This window comes from Pseudomonas sp. FG98 (assembly GCF_057808595.1).
This window is the reverse complement of sequence record NZ_JBMDIJ010000056.1, coordinates 12362-25703: the sequence shown is the minus strand read 5'-3', so window position 1 is coordinate 25703 and position 13342 is coordinate 12362. Positions and strand designations below refer to the sequence as shown.

13 protein-coding genes are annotated in these 13342 nt (G+C 63.2%); 7 read left to right on the top strand and 6 right to left on the bottom strand.

The genetic code is table 11. From position 1 onward, the window contains the following. Window positions 1–54 precede the first annotated feature (54 nt). A complete protein-coding gene (locus ACODSK_RS24075) occupies window positions 55–1128 on the bottom strand; it encodes a 3-deoxy-7-phosphoheptulonate synthase (RefSeq protein WP_489019594.1) in 1074 nt (357 codons plus the stop codon). A gap of 253 nt (window positions 1129–1381) precedes the next feature. On the opposite strand from ACODSK_RS24075, the gene ACODSK_RS24070 reads away from it, so the two are divergent. The 3 genes from ACODSK_RS24070 (at window position 1382) to cysB (ending at window position 3968) form a co-directional block, all read left to right on the top strand. Then, window positions 1382–2290 (top strand): 5'-nucleotidase, encoded by a 909-nt coding sequence (locus ACODSK_RS24070; RefSeq protein ID WP_489019593.1) that lies wholly within the window; start codon window positions 1382–1384, stop codon window positions 2288–2290. 83 nt (window positions 2291–2373) lie between these two features. Then, window positions 2374–2871, top strand: a complete 498-nt coding sequence (locus tag ACODSK_RS24065; protein WP_489019592.1) for a universal stress protein — start codon at window positions 2374–2376, stop codon at window positions 2869–2871. 122 nt (window positions 2872–2993) lie between these two features. Further along, window positions 2994–3968: an HTH-type transcriptional regulator CysB gene (gene cysB / locus ACODSK_RS24060; RefSeq protein WP_009394496.1), complete on the top strand. Its 975-nt coding sequence runs from the start codon at window positions 2994–2996 to the stop codon at window positions 3966–3968. 54 nt (window positions 3969–4022) lie between these two features. On the opposite strand, the gene ACODSK_RS24055 is transcribed toward cysB, so the two are convergent. Further along, window positions 4023–4757, bottom strand: a complete 735-nt coding sequence (locus tag ACODSK_RS24055; RefSeq protein ID WP_489019591.1) for a phosphoadenylyl-sulfate reductase — start codon at window positions 4755–4757, stop codon at window positions 4023–4025. A gap of 135 nt (window positions 4758–4892) precedes the next feature. On the opposite strand from ACODSK_RS24055, the gene thrH reads away from it, so the two are divergent. After that, a complete protein-coding gene (gene thrH, locus ACODSK_RS24050) occupies window positions 4893–5510 on the top strand; it encodes a bifunctional phosphoserine phosphatase/homoserine phosphotransferase ThrH (RefSeq protein WP_489019590.1) in 618 nt (205 codons plus the stop codon). Window positions 5511–5613: 103 nt separating this feature from the next. On the opposite strand, the gene pabB is transcribed toward thrH, so the two are convergent. From pabB to rloA, 4 genes are all read right to left on the bottom strand, one after another. Next, window positions 5614–6960: an aminodeoxychorismate synthase component I gene (pabB, locus tag ACODSK_RS24045; RefSeq protein WP_489019589.1), complete on the bottom strand. Its 1347-nt coding sequence runs from the start codon at window positions 6958–6960 to the stop codon at window positions 5614–5616. A gap of 108 nt (window positions 6961–7068) precedes the next feature. Further along, a complete protein-coding gene (locus tag ACODSK_RS24040; RefSeq protein ID WP_489019588.1) occupies window positions 7069–8052 on the bottom strand; it encodes an alpha-L-glutamate ligase-like protein in 984 nt (327 codons plus the stop codon). Next, a complete protein-coding gene (gene rloB / locus ACODSK_RS24035; protein ID WP_489019587.1) occupies window positions 8052–9584 on the bottom strand; it encodes an osmotic stress tolerance membrane protein RloB in 1533 nt (510 codons plus the stop codon). The genes ACODSK_RS24040 and rloB overlap by 1 nt, the downstream gene beginning before the upstream one ends. 5 nt (window positions 9585–9589) lie before the next feature. Next, entirely contained in the window at window positions 9590–10126 is a 537-nt protein-coding gene (rloA, locus tag ACODSK_RS24030; protein ID WP_489019586.1) for a retropepsin-like aspartic peptidase RloA, read from the bottom strand. Between the two features lie 291 nt (window positions 10127–10417). Here rloA and ACODSK_RS24025 point away from each other — a divergent pair, with 291 nt between their 5' ends. The 3 genes from ACODSK_RS24025 to prpC are packed head-to-tail and all read left to right on the top strand — an operon-like array spanning window position 10418 to window position 13202. Next, window positions 10418–11128 (top strand): GntR family transcriptional regulator, encoded by a 711-nt coding sequence (locus ACODSK_RS24025; protein WP_489019585.1) that lies wholly within the window; start codon window positions 10418–10420, stop codon window positions 11126–11128. Beyond that, entirely contained in the window at window positions 11125–12015 is an 891-nt protein-coding gene (gene prpB, locus ACODSK_RS24020; RefSeq protein ID WP_330074710.1) for a methylisocitrate lyase, read from the top strand. Before ACODSK_RS24025 ends, prpB begins: the two co-directional genes overlap by 4 nt. 59 nt (window positions 12016–12074) lie before the next feature. After that, window positions 12075–13202: a bifunctional 2-methylcitrate synthase/citrate synthase gene (gene prpC / locus ACODSK_RS24015; RefSeq protein ID WP_489019584.1), complete on the top strand. Its 1128-nt coding sequence runs from the start codon at window positions 12075–12077 to the stop codon at window positions 13200–13202. Window positions 13203–13342 lie beyond the last annotated feature (140 nt).

Below are 13342 nucleotides of genomic sequence, written 5' to 3'. Positions count from 1 at the left end.
TTTATTGCGCATATGAAAACGCCGGGCATTGCCCGGCGTTTTCGTTCATGCCTTTCAGGCGCGCCGTTTTGGCAGCACGTCCTTGAGCTTGGTGCGCATGTTGCGCAGGGTGGTGGCGGTGGCTTCCCAGTCGATGCAGGCGTCGGTGATGGAAACCCCGTACTGCAACTGGTCGAGGTCCTTTGGAATCGCCTGGCAGCCCCAGTTCAGGTGGCTTTCCACCATCAGGCCGATGATCGACTGGTTGCCTTCGAGGATCTGGTTGGCGACGTTCTCCATCACCAGTGGCTGCAGGGCCGGGTCCTTGTTGGAGTTGGCGTGGCTGCAGTCGACCATGATGTTCGGCTTGATCTTGGCCTTGTTCAGCGCCTGCTCGCACAGGGCGACGCTGACCGAGTCGTAGTTCGGCTTGCCGTTGCCGCCGCGCAGGACCACGTGACCGTAGGCGTTGCCCTTGGTGGTGACGATGGATACGCCGCCTTCCTGGTTGATGCCGAGGAAGCGGTGCGGGCTGGAGACCGATTGCAGGGCGTTGATCGCTACGGTCAGGCCGCCGTCGGTGCCGTTCTTGAAGCCGACCGCGGAGGACAGGCCGGAAGCCATTTCGCGGTGGGTCTGGGATTCGGTGGTGCGTGCGCCGATGGCCGACCAGCTGATCAGGTCCTGCAGGTACTGCGGGGAAATCGGGTCGAGGGCTTCGGTGGCGGTCGGCAGACCCATTTCCGCCAGGTCCAGCAGCAGTTGGCGACCGATGTGCAGGCCGTCCTGGATCTTGAACGAGTCATCCAGGTACGGGTCGTTGATCAGGCCTTTCCAGCCCACGGTGGTGCGTGGCTTCTCGAAATAGACGCGCATCACCAGGTACAGGGTGTCGGAGACTTCCGCAGCGAGAACCTTGAGGCGCTCGGCGTACTCATGGGCGGCCTTGACGTCATGGATGGAGCAGGGGCCGACCACGACGAACAGGCGATGATCCTTGCCGTCGAGGATATTGCGCACCACTTCACGGCCTGCGGTCACGGTCTGAAGCGCGGTGGCGCTGAGTGGGATCTCCTTCTTGAGTTGATCGGGCGTGATCAGTGTCTCGTTGGAGGCAACGTTAAGGTCGTCGATCGGTAAATCAGCCATCGTGTTACTCGTCAGGTCACGGATGCCGGCCGCCAGCGATCCCCGTGCGGCGGAGCAGCATGATTGAGCTCAGCGGGGAGCGGAACCTTAGCGCGTAATCCCTTGCCTCGACAATGGGCAAATGCCTGATAACAGTGCGCTTCGGGCCTTTGAAACCGGGTTTTTGCGACTAAAGTGGCTGAGGTCGCTCCAATGTCGGCAGAAATCCCTAATATCGACCGCGTACATCCTTCAATCACAAGGCAGAAGTGCAATGAGCAAAGGCCTGAACGACAAACTGGTGGTGGCGATCTCCTCGCGGGCACTGTTCGACCTGGGGGAGAGTCACCGGCTGTTCCTCGCCGAAGGCGTCGAGGCTTATCGCCAGTATCAGATCGAGCACGAGGATGAGCCCCTGCAACCTGGCGATGCCTTCCTGCTGGTGCAGAAGCTGCTGGGACTGAATACCTTGCTCGGCCAGCCCCGGGTCGAGGTGGTGCTGGTCTCGCGCAACAGTGCCGACACCGGCCTGCGCGCCTTCAACTCCATCGAGCATTACGGTCTGGGTATTTCCCGTGCGGCCTTCGTCGGCGGGCGCAGTCCTTATCCTTATCTGGCGGCCTTCGGTTGCCACCTGTTCCTCTCCACTGACGCCGACGACGTGCGCAGCGCCCTGGATGCCGGGTTTGCCGCTGCCACCATTCTTTCCGGCGGGATCCACCGTGAGGCGACCGAGGAGCTGCGCATCGCTTTCGATGGCGATGCCGTGCTGTTCTCCGACGAGTCCGAGCGGGTCTACCAGATGGGCGGGCTCGAAGCCTTCCAGGCCAACGAGCGGCTGGCCGCCCGCCAGGCCCTGCGCGGCGGGCCGTTCAAGCCATTCCTGGCGGCTCTGAATCAATTGCAGGGCGAGTTCCCCAGCACCGCCTGCCCGATCCGTACCGCGCTGGTCACCGCCCGCTCGGCACCGGCGCATGAGCGGGTGATCCGCACCCTGCGCGAGTGGGATATCCGTCTCGACGAGTCGCTGTTTCTTGGTGGCCTGGACAAGTCGGCGTTCCTCGAAGCGTTCGCCGCCGACGTGTTCTTCGACGACCAGACCGGGCATTGCGAGCGGGCCGGCAAGGTCGTCGCCACCGGCCACGTGCCGCACGGTATCAGCAACCAGTCGGACCTGCCGTAAGCCCCGCCGGACGGGGCCTGCGCATCGGTTTGGCGCTGCTAAGCTGAAGCTTGCCCTGCCGCTCTGGCAGTCGAGGAGGTCAAATGATCCGTTCGATGTTGTACGCCACGGACCTCGGTGTATACGCGCCTTATGTCATGCAACACGCGCTGGCCCTGGCGCGGAATTTCAATGCGGAGCTCTACGTGATCCATGCCGTCGAGCCCATGGGGCAATTCGCCGAATCGCTGCTGCAGAGTTACCTCGACGAGCAGACCCTGGACCAGTTGCACAGCCAGGGCGTGAATACCGTGATGGCCAACATCGAACAGCGGGTGCTGGAAAACTTTCGCGATGAACTGGGGGATCAGGAGGATCTGGCGCTGATTCGCGCGGTGCGGGTGCGCCAGGGGGATCCGGCGGAGGTGATCCTGGAACAGGCCCATCGCCTCAATGTCGATCTGCTGATTGTCGGCAGCCATAGCCAGGGGGCCGGGGCGGAGATTCCGATTGGCCGCACGGCGGTGCGGATTCTGCAGTTGTCGCCGGTGCCGGTATACATGGTGCCGCTCGCGCAACATCTGGGGCGGCGGAAAGTTTGAAGGGTTTTTCCGTATCGCCTGTAAGAAAACCGGTGAAATTGTTCTAGATTTATTCTCCTGACCACTAATATAGTTATAACTCGTCGCTGTTGCCGGTGACGCCCAGCCTCTGAGGGATACCTATGAAGCTTCAACAATTGCGCTACATCTGGGAAGTGGCGCACCACGATCTCAACGTTTCCGCGACAGCGCAGAGCCTGTACACCTCCCAGCCGGGGATCAGCAAGCAGATTCGCCTGTTGGAAGACGAGCTGGGCGTGGAAGTGTTTGCCCGCAGCGGCAAGCATCTGACCCGTGTCACGCCTGCGGGCGAGCGGATCATCAACACTGCCGGGGAAATCCTGCGCAAGGTCGAGAGCATCAAGCAGATCGCCCAGGAATTCTCCAACGAGAAGAAGGGCACCCTGTCCATCGCCACCACCCACACCCAGGCGCGCTATGCCTTGCCGCCGGTGATCAGCTCGTTCATCAAGCAATACCCGGAAGTGGCCCTGCACATGCACCAGGGTTCGCCGATGCAGATCGCCGAGATGGCCGCCGACGGCACCGTCGACTTCGCCATCGCCACCGAAGCCCTGGAGCTGTTCGGTGACCTGGTGATGATGCCGTGCTACCGCTGGAACCGCTGCGTGGTGGTGCCCCAGGGCCATCCGCTGACCAAGCTGCCGAAACTGACCCTGGAAGTGCTGGCCGAATACCCGATCGTCACCTACGTGTTCGGTTTCACTGGTCGTTCCAAGCTCGACGAAGCCTTCAGCCACCGCGGCCTGACCCCGAAAGTGGTGTTCACCGCCGCCGACGCCGACGTCATCAAGACCTACGTGCGCCTCGGCCTGGGTGTCGGCATCGTCGCCAAGATGGCGGTGGATCCGAAGCTCGACAGCGACCTGGTGGTGCTCGATGCCAGCGAGCTGTTCGAGTCCAGCATCACCAAGATCGGTTTCCGTCGCGGTACCTTCCTGCGTGGCTTCATGTGCGACTTCATCGAGAAGTTCGCCCCGCACCTGACCCGCGAAGTGATGGCCAAGGCGATCCAGTGCCATAACAAGCAGGAACTGGAAGAGCTGTTCGAAGGTGTCGAACTGCCGGTGCACTGAGTTTCAGGCACCCATGAAAAAACCGGCCTTGGCCGGTTTTTTCGTTTCTGCCGATCAGCTCTTGGTGATCAGGTTGCCGGCATGCAGCCCGCATTCCTTCTGGGTCGACTCTTCCCACCACCAGCGGCCCTCGCGCTCGTGCTGGTTCGGCAGCACCGGGCGGGTGCATGGCTCGCAGCCGATGCTGATGAAACCGCGCTCGTGCAGGCTGTTGTACGGCAGTTCGAGCATGCGGATATAGCCCCAGACTTCCGCGCTGCTCATCTGCGCCAGCGGGTTGAACTTGTACAGGGTGCGCTCCGGGGTGGAGAAGGCGCTGTCGATTTCCAGGGCCGCCACCTGGCTGCGGGTGCCCGGGCTCTGGTCGCGGCGCTGGCCGGTGGCCCAGGCGCTGACCGTGCTCAGCTTGCGCCGCAGCGGTTCGATCTTGCGCACGCCGCAGCATTCGCCGTGGCCGTCCTTGTAGAAGCTGAACAGGCCCTTTTCCTTGACGAAGGGGTCGAGCCTGTCGCGATCCGGCGAGAGGATCTCGATCGGCAGCTTGTATTGCTCGCGCACCTGATCGATGAAGCGGTAGGTCTCGGGATGCAGGCGCCCGGTATCGAGGCTGAACACCTTGACCTGCTTGTTGAGCTTCCAGGCCATGTGCACCAGCACCACGTCTTCGGCGCCGCTGAAGGAAATCCACAGGTCGTCGCCGAAATGCTCGAAGGCGAGCTTGAGGATGTCCTGGGGTGACTTGTTGGCGTAGGTCGCGGCAAGGGCGGCGACGTCGAAGGGTTGGCTCATCAGGCGGCTTCCGGTCATTGAATGGCGCTGGGCGCTCGTAGTGGGCAGATGTTACCAAAAAATGCCGGGTAGACGGGCTGCATTGCTGGCCTTAGAGTGCGCCTTCCATTTTTGGCGTTGTTCGAGGAGTGAGCTGTGGAAATTGCCTGTCTCGATCTGGAAGGCGTACTGGTCCCGGAAATCTGGATCGCCTTCGCGGAAAAAACCGGAATCGAATCGCTGCGGGCCACCACCCGCGACATTCCGGACTACGACGTACTGATGAAGCAGCGCCTGCGCATCCTCGACGAGCACGGCCTGAAGCTGGCGGATATCCAGGAAGTCATCGCTACCCTCAAGCCGCTGGACGGCGCCATCGAGTTCGTCAACTGGCTGCGCGAGCGCTTCCAGGTGGTGATCCTCTCCGACACTTTCTACGAGTTCTCCCAGCCGCTGATGCGCCAGCTGGGCTTCCCGACCCTGCTGTGCCATCGCCTGATCACCGACGAGAATGATCGCGTTGTGAGCTACCAGCTGCGCCAGAAGGACCCCAAGCGCCAGTCGGTGCTGGCGTTCAAGAGCCTGTACTACCGGGTGATCGCGGCGGGGGATTCGTACAACGACACCACCATGCTGGGTGAGGCGGACGCGGGGATCCTGTTCCATGCGCCGGAAAATGTGATCCGCGAGTTCCCGCAGTTCCCGGCGGTGCATGATTTCGAGGCGTTGAAGCAGGAGTTCATCAAGGCTTCGAACCGGGCGTTGAGCCTTTAGATAATGCAGGGTCTGTGAAGGCCCTATCGCTGGCAAGCCAGCTCCCACAGTGACCGCGTGCGCCGCCGAGCCTGTGGGAGCTGGCTTGCCAGCGATGAGGCCCTCACAAGCCCTGAAGAGTTTCCAGAAGCACCCGCACCTTGGTAATCGACTCCTGATACTCGGCCTCCCACTCCGAGTCCGCCACCACCGCACCACCACCCCAGCAGCACACCTGCCCATCCTTCACCAGCAAACTGCGAATGGCGATCGAGCTGTCCATCTCGCCGCGCACGTCCACATACAACAGCGACCCGCAATACAGCGCCCGGCGGCTGGGCTCCAGCTCGTCGATGATGGCCATCGCGCGGATCTTCGGCGCGCCAGTGATCGAGCCGCCGGGGAAGCTGCCGGCGATCAGGTCCAGGGCATCCCTGTCCGCCGCCAGGCGCCCGGTGACGCTGCTGACCATATGGTGAACGTTGGGGTAGCTCTCCAGGCTGAACAGCTCCGGCACCCGCACCGAACCGATCTCGCAGGTGCGCCCGAGGTCGTTGCGCAGCAGGTCGACGATCATCAGGTTCTCGGCGCGGTCCTTGGTGCTGGCCAGCAGTTCCTCGCCGTTGGCGCGATCTTCCTGTGGATCGGCGCTGCGTGGCCGGGTGCCCTTGATCGGCCGGGTTTCCACCTGGCCGTGGCTGACCCTGATAAAGCGCTCCGGCGACAGGCTCAGCAGGGCGCTGCCATCCTCCAGTACCTGGAAGCCGGAAAACGGTGTGGGACAGGCGGCGCGCAATGCCTGGTAGGCACTCCACGGATCGCCCTGGCACGGCGCGCGGAAGCGCTGGGTCAGGTTGATCTGGTAGCAGTCGCCGGCCTGGATGTACTGCTGGACCCGTTCGAAGGCCTGGCGATAGTCGTCGGGGGTAAGGTCACCGCGCATCGGGGCATCGAGACGGAAGCCGGTTCCGTTATCTGCTTCAGCGGGCAGGGTGAACAGGTCGACCAGACGCTGGCGCTCGGCTACGGGCAGGGTGGGGTGGAACAGCAACTGGCTGGTGCCCAACTGGTGATCACTGAGCAGCGCCCAGGCATACAGCCCAAGGGTCGCATCGGGCAGGCCGAGATCGTCCCGGGCCAGCGCCGGCAGGTGCTCCAGGCGGCGGCCGAAGTCATAGCTCAGGTAACCGATCAAACCGCCGGCAAACGGCAGCTCGACCCCGACCGGCAACTGCGCCTCGCCGAGTTGCGCGAGGCTTTCGCGCAGGCGCTGCAAGTACGCCGTACCGCTTTCACCCTCCTGGGCCACCAGGCTGTGCAGCGGCCAGGCGCTGAGCAGGTCGAAGCGGCCGCGTTCGGCACCGGGACGGGCGCTGTCCAGCAGCACCGCGCCGGGCGCATGGCGTACTCGGGCGAAATAAGGCGCCGGATCGGGAAGATAGGGCAGGGGAACCAGGGTGCAGGTCGGCATTCGTCTGAACGGTCGGCGAGGCGGGGGAGGCATTGTAGACCCCCGAAACGATTGCTCCTAGGGGTTTGAACGACCGCCCCGTGCGCAAGAGCGCCGGGGCGGCAGTCGTTACTGCTTGGAAGGAACGTGACCGAACAGCTGCTGGGCGAAGCGCACGCGCTCCTCGGCAGTTTCCTGCTTGCCATCCTTTGCCAGCTCTTCGAGGTGCGCCTCGATGGCGTGGGTGCGCTGGGTCAGGCCGCAGTCGTTGGCGATCTGGATGTTCAGGCCGGGGCGGGCGTTGAGTTCGAGGATCAGCGGACCCTTGTCCTGGTCCAGGACCATGTCCACGCCGATGTAGCCCAAGCCGCACAGCTCGTAGCAGCCGGCGGCGAGTTTCATGAAGCCGTCCCAGTTCGGCAGTTGCACGCCGTCCACCGCGTTGGTGGTGTCCGGGTGCTTGCTGATGATGTTGTTCAGCCAGGTGCCGCGCAGGGTGACACCGGTGGCCAGGTCGACACCGACGCCGATGGCGCCCTGGTGCAGGTTGGCCTTGCCGCCGGACTGGCGGGTCGGCAGGCGCAGCATGGCCATCACCGGGTAGCCCATCAGCACGATGATGCGGATGTCCGGCACGCCTTCGTAGCTGATGCTCTTGAAGATCTGGTCCGGGGTTACCCGGTATTCGATCAGCGCGCGGTCGCGGTGTCCGCCGAGGGAGTACAGGCCGGTGAGGATACTGGAGATCTGGTGCTCGATTTCCTCGTGGCTGATGATCTTGCCGGACACCGTGCGGTAGCGGTTCTCGAAGCGGTCGGCGATGACCATGATGCCGTCACCGCCGGCACCCTGGGCCGGCTTGATGACGAAGTCGCTGCGTCCGCCGATGATCTCGTCGAGTTTCTCGATCTCTTTCTCGGTGGAGATGATCCCGTACATTTCCGGCACATGGATGCCGGCCTGGATCGCCCGCTCCTTGGTGATGATCTTGTCGTCGACGATGGGGTACAGGTGGCGCTTGTTGTACTTCAGGACATAGTCCGCGTTGCGCCGGTTGATACCCATGATGCCCCGGGCTTCCAGGGCCTTCCAGGTTTTCCAGAGTCCGAACATCAGGCGTCAGCCTTTACGAAAGCCTTGAAGCGAACCAGCTCCGTCAGGCGGTAGCCGCGGTAGCGACCCATCGCCAGCATGAAGCCCACCAGGATCAGCAGCACCGCCGGGAAGGTGAAGACGAAGTACACCAGCTCCGGCACGCTCATCAGCAGATGCGCCAGGGAGGCGGCGAACAGCGTGCCGATGGCGACCTTCATGGCGTGGCCGCCGCCGCGCTCTTCCCAGGTGATGGACAGGCGTTCGATGGTCATGGTCAGGATCACCATCGGGAACAGCGCCACCGACAGGCCGCGTTCCAGGCCCAGCTTGTGGCTGAACAGGCTGATGGCGGCGATCAGTACCACGACGAAGGTCAGCACCACCGACAACCGCGGCAGCATCTGCAACTTGAGGTGTTCGAGGTAGGAGCGCAGCGACAGGCCAAGCGCCGTGATCACCGTGAACAGGACGATACCGAAGCCCAGCTGGGTCTCGCGGAAGGCCAGGGCGATCAGCACCGGGGTGAAGGTACCCAGGGTCTGCAGGCCGATCAGGTTGCGCAGGATCAGGATCACCAGCACGCCGATCGGGATCATCACCATGATCATGAAGGTCTGCTGGGTCTGCAGTGGCAGGCCGTAGAGGGAGTATTCGAGGAAGTCGGCGTCGGTGTTCTCGTCGGTCAGCTTGGCCAGGCGGATGGCGTTCATCTCGCTGTTGTTCAGGCTGAAGCTGACGTTGACCTTCTTGCCGCCGTCGACGGTGATCAGGTTGTCGTCACCGGTCCACCACAGCAGGCGGTCGCTGGGCAGGCCCTGCTCGCCGGTCTCGGGGTTGAAGTACAGCCAGTCGTTGCCGTTGAAGCTGCGCAGCCAGAGTTCCGGGGTCTGCGGCTGGTCGGCCACCAGGCGGATGGTCTGCACCCGTTCCAGCGGCACGTGGGCGATGGACAGCAGCAGGTCGATGACCTTGGCCTTCTTCTGCACCGAGGTATCGCCGGCCAGCAGCAGCTTGACGTTGTCGTCGTTGAGATTGTTGACACGCTTGATGGTCTCGCTGACGAAGGTCTCGACGTCGGCGGAGTGCTGGCGGATCGGCGCCATCAGGGCTTCGGCGGCGATCTTCTCGGGACCTTCCACCGGCAGGCTGTCGCGGAAGGTCGGGCCCTTGACCTTGGGTTTTTCGCTGCTGTAGCGCTTGGTCAGGACCAGGCGGTAGTACAGGGTCTGGTTGCCGCTGGCGCGGCGTGCCGACCAGGTCACCTTGCGGTTGCCGTCGACGCGGTTGACGCTGACCCCGTAGTTGTTGGAGATGAAGCTCTCGTTGAGGCTGACGTAGTCATGGCTCAGCGGCGGTACGTACATCTGGACCTTGACCGGGTCTTTCGGGCTGGCGACGAACTCGACCTTGGCGTCGATGTTCCACAGGTCGTCGGTCTCGTCCTCGGTCACCGGGATGCCGAGGAAGAAGATCTGATAGGCCGTGATCAGGACGCCCAGGAGCACCAGGACGGTGATCAGGACTTTCAGATGAAGGGTAAGAGAGCGCATCGGAATTACTCTGCGGTGTGAGCGTCAGTGGCGCAGGCGGGTTTGCCGGCAGCGTATTTAAGGCTTGGATCGACCAGTGCGTCGAAGTGCTTGAGCGCTTCGGAACCGATCAGCAGCGGATACTGGAAGGCGCTGCGGTCGGTGAGGTTGACTTCGATCTCGCGCAGGGCATTGCCCATGCAGATGTTCAGGGCGATCACCGGGCGGGCGGTGTAGGCCTTGCCTTCCTCGGGATCGTAGTCGCCGGCGCGGCGCTTGATCTTGCTGACCCGCGCCAGCGGGCGTTCGATCGGGTGGCTGTGGGCGGCGTCGATGGCCAGGTAGAAGCGCACCCAGGACTCGCCGTTGCGCTTGAAGCGCTTGATATCGCGGGCGCTGAGGGAGGCGGTCTTGGCCCCGGTGTCGAGTTTGGCGGCGACTTCCAGGTCGATGTCGCCGAGCCGGGCGTATTCGTTCAGGCCGTACACGGTCTTGCCGGTTGCCTGGGCCACGAGGGGCAAGCAACAGAGGCCGAGCAACGATAGAAGTGGCGAAAGTCTCATAGATCCTGGCGCAATGCTGTGGGGTATTCGGGTCAAGGCCACTGGCAAACTCTGCGCAAGCTCCTCGTTCGTCTGGCACAAGAAGATGACAGACACACTATCCATGCCACAAAAAACGGGGCGGCGGCATTCTATCACGCTGATGGTGGTACGCCAGCAGCGGCAATGAGACAACGCCGGCGGCGGTGAAGTTCGTTCTTAGACGATTGTCGACAATATTGATTTTGTCTTTGACTGCGAGGGTCAATTTGGCTAGTTTTGCCGCATTGATTTTCAAAGGTGTCGACAATCATGCTGGACACAGCCCAAGCCCCCGGAGTCGTTGCAGACGAGTCGGAAACCCTGTCCGAGAACGTCTTCCGACGCATCCAGGCGGCCATCGTCAAGGGCGAGATCGCCCCGGGCAGCAAGATCTCCGAGCCAGAACTGGCACGCACCTACGGCATCAGCCGCGGCCCGCTGCGCGAGGCCATCCACCGCCTGGAGGGCCAGCGCCTGCTGGTGCGCGTGCCCCATGTCGGCGCGCGGGTGGTGTCGCTGTCCCACGCCGAGCTGATCGAACTCTACGAAATCCGCGAATCCCTCGAAGGCATGGCCTGCCGCCTGGCCGCCGAGCGTATGAGCGTAGCCGAGATCGACGAGCTGCGGCGGGTGCTGGATACCCACGAACGCGACGCCGCGTTCCAGGCCGGGGTTGGCTACTACCAGCAGGAAGGCGACTACGACTTCCACTACCGGATCCTCCAGGGCAGCGGCAACAAGACCCTGGTCAAGATGCTCTGCGACGACCTTTACCAGCTGGTGCGCATGTACCGCATCCAGTTCTCGGCCACGCCCAACCGGCCGCGCCAGGCCTTTGCCGAACACCACCGGATTCTCGATGCCATCGCCGACCGTGACGGCGAACTGGCGGAACTCCTGATGCGCCGGCATATCGGCGCATCCAAACGCAACATCGAGCGTCACTACCTGGACGCCACTAGCCCACGAGGTGAGTCATGAGTCAGAAAAGCAGTCCCGGCCAGCGCTTTCGCGACGCGGTAGCCGCCGAGCACCCGCTGCAGGTGGTCGGTACCATCAATGCCAACCACGCCCTGCTGGCCAAGCGCGCCGGGTTCAAGGCCATCTACCTCTCCGGTGGCGGTGTCGCCGCTGGCTCCCTGGGCCTGCCAGACCTGGGCATCACCGGCCTGGACGACGTGCTCACCGATGTGCGCCGCATCACCGACGTCTGCGACCTGCCGCTGCTGGTGGATGTCGACACCGGTTTCGGCGCCTCGGCGTTCAACGTCGCCCGTACCGTCAAGTCGATGATCAAGTTCGGCGCCGCCGCCATCCATATCGAGGACCAGGTCGGCGCCAAGCGCTGCGGCCACCGTCCGAACAAGGAAATCGTCTCGCAACAGGAGATGGTCGACCGCATCAAGGCCGCCGTCGATGCCCGTACCGATGACAGCTTCGTGATCATGGCGCGTACCGACGCCCTCGCCGTCGAAGGCCTGGAAGCCGCCCTGGACCGCGCCGCCGCCTGCATCGAAGCCGGCGCCGACATGATCTTCCCCGAGGCCATCACCGAACTGTCGATGTACAAGACCTTCGCCGAGCGCGTGCGCGCGCCGATCCTGGCCAACATCACCGAATTCGGCGCCACGCCGCTGTACACCACCGAGGAGCTGGCCTCCGCCGACGTATCCCTGGCGCTGTACCCGCTGTCGGCCTTCCGCGCCATGAACAAGGCCGCCGAGAACGTCTACGCCGCCCTGCGCCGCGACGGCACGCAGAAGAACGTGATCGACACCATGCAGACCCGCATGGAGCTGTACGACGCCATCAATTACCACGCCTTCGAGCAAAGCCTCGACGCCCTGTTCGCGCAGAAAAAGGCCTGAGCCAAAGGCCCCTGATTAGCCAATAGCTTCCATAACAAGTTCAAGAAAGGAGATATCCCATGGCCGAAGCAAAAGTACTCAGCGGAGCCGGCCTGCGTGGCCAGGTGGCCGGGCAGACCGCACTGTCGACAGTCGGTCAGGCCGGTGCCGGGCTGACCTACCGCGGCTACGACGTGCGTGACCTCGCCGCCAACGCCCTGTTCGAGGAAGTCGCCTACCTGCTGCTCTACGGCGAGCTGCCGAACAAGGCGCAACTGGCCGAATACCAGGCCCGCCTGAAAACCCTGCGCGACCTGCCGCAAGCGCTGAAGGAAGTGCTCGAACGCATCCCGGCCAACGCCCACCCGATGGACGTCATGCGCACCGGCTGCTCGGTGCTCGGCACCCTGGAGCAGGAACTGAACTTCGACCAGCAGCGCGACAAGACCGATCGCCTGCTCGCCCTGTTCCCGGCAGTGATGTGCTACTGGTACCGCTTCAGCCACCACGGCGTGCGCATCGACTGCACCAGCGACGAAGACACCATCGGCGGCCACTTCCTGCACCTGCTGCACGGGAAGAAGCCGAGCGAGCTGCACGTCAAGGTGATGAACGTCTCGCTGATCCTCTACGCCGAGCACGAGTTCAACGCTTCGACCTTCACTGCGCGGGTCTGTGCTTCGACCCTGTCCGACCTGTACTCCTGCGTCACCGCGGCCATCGGCTCGCTGCGCGGCCCGCTGCATGGTGGTGCCAACGAAGCGGCGATGGAACTGATCGAACGCTTCCAGAGCCCGCAGGAAGCGGTGGCCGAACTGCTCAAGATGCTCGAGCGCAAGGACAAGATCATGGGCTTCGGCCATGCCATCTACAAAGAGTCCGACCCGCGCAACGAGGTGATCAAGGGCTGGTCGAAGAAACTTGCCGACGAAGTGGGCGACAAGGTCCTGTATCCGGTCTCCGAAGCCATCGACAAGACCATGTGGGAGCAGAAGAAGCTGTTCCCGAATGCCGACTTCTACCATGCCTCGGCGTACCACTTCATGGGTATCCCGACCAAGCTGTTCACCCCGATCTTCGTCTGCTCGCGCCTGACCGGCTGGGCGGCGCACGTGTTCGAGCAGCGCGCCAACAACCGCATCATCCGTCCGAGCGCCGAGTACACCGGCGTCGAGCAGCGCGCCTACGTGCCGATCGAGAAGCGTTGATATAGACCTTGAGCACACCGCTTGATCCTGTGGGAGCTGGCTTGCCAGCGATAGGCCAGACCCGGCAATGAAGCTGTTCCTGCCGACCTCATCGCTGGCAAGCCAGCTCCCACAGGGGGCGGTGGGGCTCTTGAGAATAA

Excerpts from the sequence above, each read along its gene's own strand:
- ACODSK_RS24075 (WP_489019594.1), bottom strand. The coding sequence starts at position 1,128 with ATGGCTGATTTACCGATCGACGACCTTAACGTTGCCTCCAACGAGACA.
- ACODSK_RS24070 (WP_489019593.1), top strand. The coding sequence starts at position 1,382 with ATGAGCAAAGGCCTGAACGACAAACTGGTGGTGGCGATCTCCTCGCGG.
- ACODSK_RS24065 (WP_489019592.1), top strand. The coding sequence starts at position 2,374 with ATGATCCGTTCGATGTTGTACGCCACGGACCTCGGTGTATACGCGCCT.
- cysB (WP_009394496.1), top strand. The coding sequence starts at position 2,994 with ATGAAGCTTCAACAATTGCGCTACATCTGGGAAGTGGCGCACCACGAT.
- ACODSK_RS24055 (WP_489019591.1), bottom strand. The coding sequence starts at position 4,757 with ATGAGCCAACCCTTCGACGTCGCCGCCCTTGCCGCGACCTACGCCAAC.
- pabB (WP_489019589.1), bottom strand. The coding sequence starts at position 6,960 with ATGCCGACCTGCACCCTGGTTCCCCTGCCCTATCTTCCCGATCCGGCG.
- ACODSK_RS24040 (WP_489019588.1), bottom strand. The coding sequence starts at position 8,052 with ATGTTCGGACTCTGGAAAACCTGGAAGGCCCTGGAAGCCCGGGGCATC.
- rloB (WP_489019587.1), bottom strand. The coding sequence starts at position 9,584 with ATGCGCTCTCTTACCCTTCATCTGAAAGTCCTGATCACCGTCCTGGTG.
- rloA (WP_489019586.1), bottom strand. The coding sequence starts at position 10,126 with ATGAGACTTTCGCCACTTCTATCGTTGCTCGGCCTCTGTTGCTTGCCC.
- ACODSK_RS24025 (WP_489019585.1), top strand. The coding sequence starts at position 10,418 with ATGCTGGACACAGCCCAAGCCCCCGGAGTCGTTGCAGACGAGTCGGAA.
- prpB (WP_330074710.1), top strand. The coding sequence starts at position 11,125 with ATGAGTCAGAAAAGCAGTCCCGGCCAGCGCTTTCGCGACGCGGTAGCC.
- prpC (WP_489019584.1), top strand. The coding sequence starts at position 12,075 with ATGGCCGAAGCAAAAGTACTCAGCGGAGCCGGCCTGCGTGGCCAGGTG.